At 42.7% G+C, this 4729-nt stretch carries 6 protein-coding genes; 5 read left to right on the top strand and 1 reads right to left on the bottom strand.

What is annotated here, in order from left to right:
- Positions 1-257 precede the first annotated feature (257 nt).
- Complete coding sequence (locus MHN01_RS17010) at positions 258-965, top strand: DUF3313 domain-containing protein (RefSeq protein WP_239412430.1); 708 nt, start codon at positions 258-260, stop codon at positions 963-965.
- Positions 966-1051: 86 nt separating this feature from the next.
- On the opposite strand, the gene MHN01_RS17005 is transcribed toward MHN01_RS17010, so the two are convergent.
- Positions 1052-1663: an N-acetyltransferase gene (locus tag MHN01_RS17005; protein WP_239412429.1), complete on the bottom strand. Its 612-nt coding sequence runs from the start codon at positions 1661-1663 to the stop codon at positions 1052-1054.
- 318 nt (positions 1664-1981) lie between these two features.
- On the opposite strand from MHN01_RS17005, the gene MHN01_RS17000 reads away from it, so the two are divergent.
- The 4 genes from MHN01_RS17000 to MHN01_RS16990 form a co-directional block, all read left to right on the top strand.
- Positions 1982-2134 (top strand): DUF2256 domain-containing protein, encoded by a 153-nt coding sequence (locus MHN01_RS17000; protein WP_239412428.1) that lies wholly within the window; start codon positions 1982-1984, stop codon positions 2132-2134.
- Positions 2135-2218: 84 nt separating this feature from the next.
- Positions 2219-2935, top strand: a complete 717-nt coding sequence (locus MHN01_RS24725) for a deoxyribodipyrimidine photo-lyase (RefSeq protein WP_370646518.1) — start codon at positions 2219-2221, stop codon at positions 2933-2935.
- A gap of 15 nt (positions 2936-2950) precedes the next feature.
- Positions 2951-3541 (top strand): FAD-binding domain-containing protein, encoded by a 591-nt coding sequence (locus MHN01_RS24720; protein WP_370646517.1) that lies wholly within the window; start codon positions 2951-2953, stop codon positions 3539-3541.
- Positions 3531-4729 (top strand): cryptochrome/photolyase family protein (locus MHN01_RS16990; protein ID WP_239412427.1); only part of this gene is annotated, 1199 nt, incomplete at its 3' end. The genes MHN01_RS24720 and MHN01_RS16990, both read left to right, overlap by 11 nt.

Genomic DNA, 4729 nt, shown 5'->3' with positions numbered 1-4729 from the left:
TAATCAATGAAGACTCAGCCCTTAATTTTATGCAATTAAATGCATTCTGTTAATATTTCCCTCGTAGTAGCTAATTATCTTTGCTTGGTCACTTATTATCTCCTACAAAGTTGTTAACCATGAGTTACCAAATTATTTTAAATGTAACAACGTACGCAATAGATCACTGCCAATATAGGACTACCCGACGCATCAATTATTGGACAATCTGCAAACATCAACCATCCTTTGTATTAATGCAAACCAAGTGGAGAGAGATGATGATAACTTTCGACAAAATAAATCGCTCTATTAATAAAAAATCGGCCTTATTTGCCATTTTAGCATTTGGTATTACACTTATAGGTTGCACTTCTAAAACAGCTAAAGAAGAAGAGTTTTCTGGTTTTCTCAGTGATTATTCCCAATTAACCAAGGGTTCCAGTGTTGATGGTGATAACGCAGTTGTTCTTAAGTGGGTTAGCCCTGTCTTATCACAACGAAAATACACTAAGGTTATGCTTGATCCCGTTATTATCTACCCTGCCCCTCAACCTGGTCCTCAGCTTCGGGCTGAAGTTCTCCAGAGCATGCTGGCTTATTTAAATAAAGAAGCCAAACAACAAGTTGAACAAGAATATGAAGTTGTCACCGAACCGGGAAAAGATGTCGTTCGGCTTCGCGCTGCGATAACTGGCGTGGAGACCAGCCCGGAAGATTTGGCAGCCTATGAGTATGTTCCCATTGCACTTGCGTTGGCTGGCGTTTCAACGGCTACCGGGTCTCGATCGCAAATGGTCGAAGTATTCCTAGAAGCTGAGCTGACCGATAGCTTATCCGGAGAAAGGCTGGCTGCTGCGGTAAGAAAAGGCTTTGGCGAACCAGTAGAAAACAAAGATGATCAAGTGGAACTCGAAGATGTTCGACCGGTACTGGATGGGTGGGCTCGTTCTGCAGTAAACCTTCTAAAAGCGACTATCAAATAGCGCTTCAGAGAATTAGCAACATTGTATCGATATCGGGAGAATAGCTTTCCTCGCTCTCCCGATATCGACTATATTTCAGTTACTTATCAATTTTCCGATGAGCATTCTAAAGGTTCTCGCCTCAAGATGTAAGTTGTAATACCTTCTATTCGTTGCACTTTTTCAACAACAGTAAAGCCATAATGCTCATACATGCCCACATTTTTCTCATTGTTAGTATCTGTTGAGCACACTAACTGGCTTTCATCCATATACGAGAGCATTGGCTTTATCAACTCTGATGCCAGACCTTTTCCCTGACACTCAGGAGCAACAAATAACAGGTTTAGGTAATAGTCTGAGCTACGTTTATTAAGGTCAATCCGCTTTTGTATTTCAGATAAGCGTTTACCGTAAGTGCTTATCTCTTTAATACAACCACATGTGATCATCTTGTAGTGACAATAAAGAACCTTAAATGGATTCCTTAACTTTTTAACACCGACTCGCTCCCAAATCGCAAGCGAATTATAGCTATCACCCGCTGTGTAAATAAACGTCTCACCTTTGCTATTGTATAAGGCAAGTTGGCAGATTGATGTAATTGCTTTTTTTCGGGCCTTAATATTGGTTGTAAATAAGGAAAACAATGGATCACCGATAAAAGCATCGGCTTGTTTATCATATATAGCCTGATTCAGTTCATATATTCGTTCCATAACTTGCACTTCCTATACCTAGTAAGGTTACGACCATGTAACAACAGCTTCAATAAGACAGGCATGAATGACTTGTCTTAGTGTCAGCGCAAAATTAAATGAAGAGCTTATTGATATTAAATCATGCTAATAAAGATTAATCTGTTCTCTTATAGCAACATATTGAATTGATTCATGTTTAAAGATGAAATAGAAAGCCTCTTTATCATAAAAAGTTGAAGGGTAAACAGATTTGATCAACGCAAAGCTGCCTTACGTAATAGTTATTAGAAGGGAAATATCAATAAGCAGTACTAAGCACATGATGAGGAAGTTACCGTGGCACTCATTAAGAAACAACACTTACCTGCCAAAGTATGTGCCACATGTATGAGGCCATTTACATGGCGAAAAAAATGGCAAGCTTGCTGGGATAACGTTAAGTACTGCTCAGAACGTTGTCGAAGGCAACGGTATAACAAAGCAACGTAACAGAAACAGAAACAGAAACAGCTCAATGAAATTAGTCCCTTATACATTTTTATACTAAAACTGATACAGGCAAGAGGAATTGCGATGATAACCGGGCTCTTCTTATTTCAGAACGATCTGCGTCTTCATGATAACTCAGCACTACAGCTAGCAGCACAAGAAGTTGACGTACTGCTCTGTGTTTACTGCATGCCCCAAAGAAAACAGGAACATCAGCCTTACAGCTTTGCAGAACTGGGCCTACACCGTCAGCAGTTTCTGCTGCAATCACTAAGCTGCCTTAACAATCAACTTAGCCGTTATCATCAATATCTGATTGTATTACCAAATACCCTCCTAAACACATTTCCTGAAATCATTACACGTTACAATGTCACAATGTTTTATCGCAGTCAGCATTGTGGCTACTATGAAAATCAAATCTGGCAGCAACTTAAACAACAGTACCCGTATCTCTCGTTTACGACAAAAGCCACACATACGATCTTTGAAAATTCAGAACTTCCTTTTGACGTCAGTGACCTTCCAGCTACCTTTTCAAAGTTTCGAAAGCAAGTTGACGATAAACCTGTAAAGCCTTCTATCCCCAAAGTTAACTGGCTGCCTCCCCCACCAGCCAACCTGGTTCAGCCCGCTTCAATGCCATTTCCATCGACAGAGTTAACCAATGAGTTTACTGGCGGTGAAACGGCAGCTCTTCAACCCCTACAGGTCTATTTTTCTACTACCCATCCCAGCCAGTATAAATTAACCCGTAATGCACTGGATGGTTGGGATAAATCCACGAAATTTTCTCCCTGACTGGCACTTGGCTGCTTGTCGGTACGCACCTTACTTGAGACGTTAAGTCGGTATCAAAACGAAATTGAACAGAACGCTTCTACCGAATGGATTAAATTCGAGCTACTCTGGCGCGAATACTTCCAATGGTACGCCCATTGTCATCAGGCGAAGCTGTTCACGTTCAAGGGAATAAAGTCCCACGCACCAACAACCAGTTTTTATTTTGAACGTTTCCGCCGCTGGTGTAACGGCAATACTCCCTTTCCTATCGTCAATGCCTGTATGAACCAATTAAATCAGACCGGCTATATGTCGAACCGTGGCCGTCAAATTGTCACCAGTTGCCTGGTTAATGAATTAAGTATCGACTGGCGCTACGGCGCGACTTACTTCGAACAGCATCTGATAGATTATGACGTTGCATCTAACTGGGGAAACTGGCAATACCTGGCGGGAGTCGGCGCAGATCCCAAAGAGCACCGCCACTTTAACCTGCAAAAACAAACCGAGACCTATGATCCCAACCACAGCTTTATCCGTAAATGGAGAGGCGATCAGACCGATGGCAACTTAGATGCAGTGGACGCTGCAGACTGGCCGATAGGATTTAGTGATGATGAATAAGAACTACAACACGCTCCGCTTAATACTTGGTGATCAACTAAATGCTTCGCACAGTTGGTACCGAGAAAAGGATGAGCAAACCCTTTATATCATTGCCGAAATGAAGCAGGAAACAAACTATGTGAAGCACCACATCCAAAAAGTGTGTGCATTTTTCCTCGCAATGGAGCATTTCGCCAATAAACTCAAGAATGATGGACACCACATTCTGCACCTTACACTTGATGACACATGCTCATACCACTCTTTTCCTGACATGATCGCGTCACTTTGCAAACAGTACGCCATTAAACACGTTGAGTTCCAGCGGCCGGATGAATACCGTCTTTACGAGCAGTTACACAGCCTGAATCTGCCAGAGAACACCTCACTAAAAGAGTGCGATACTGAACACTTCCTACTCGGTTATCATGAAATTATGGAGCTGTTCCCGCAGGGCGAGCATATATTGATGGAGCACTTCTATCGCCGCATGCGAAAGCGTTACAACATTTTAATGGCTGAAGGTAAGCCCTGCGGAGGAAAGTGGAATTTCGATAAACAAAACCGCAACAAAATAAAACCCGCCGAACTGACTTATATTCCCGCTCCTTTGCTTTTTGCAAACCCGCTCTCACAGGTTTTAAAGCGGTTAAACCAGCATAGCATTACAACAATAGGCAACTGTGATGATCTACTATTCTGGCCTGTTAATGTTGGACAAGCTCAAGAGCTACTGGCGTACTTTTGCCGATACTGCCTGCCGAATTTTGGTCGGTTTCAGGACGCGATGACCAACCAGATAGATCATCAATGGAGCCTGTATCACTCTCGCCTCTCTTTTGCCCTCAACAGCAAACTTCTCCACCCTATGCAAGTTATTGACACCGCAATAGATGCGTATCACGACACAGAACGTCAGATAGATATTGCCCAGGTTGAAGGCTTTATTCGCCAGATCCTGGGCTGGCGTGAGTATATCCGCGGGGTCTATTGGGGCAACATGCCGTATTACCGAGAGCTCAATGCGCTCGATAGCCATCGCGAACTCCCAGATTTTTTCTGGACTGGCAAGACTCAAATGGCATGTATGAAAGCCGCAATAGGCCAGTCTCTGGATTATGCTTACGCCCACCATATTCAACGCCTGATGGTTACCGGGAATTTTTGCCTGCTAACAGAAATCAATCCTGATGAAGTGGATGCCTG

Source organism: Photobacterium sp. OFAV2-7 (genome assembly GCF_022347985.1).
GTDB lineage: Bacteria > Pseudomonadota > Gammaproteobacteria > Enterobacterales > Vibrionaceae > Photobacterium.
This window is presented reverse-complemented; position numbering and strand designations above follow the sequence as displayed.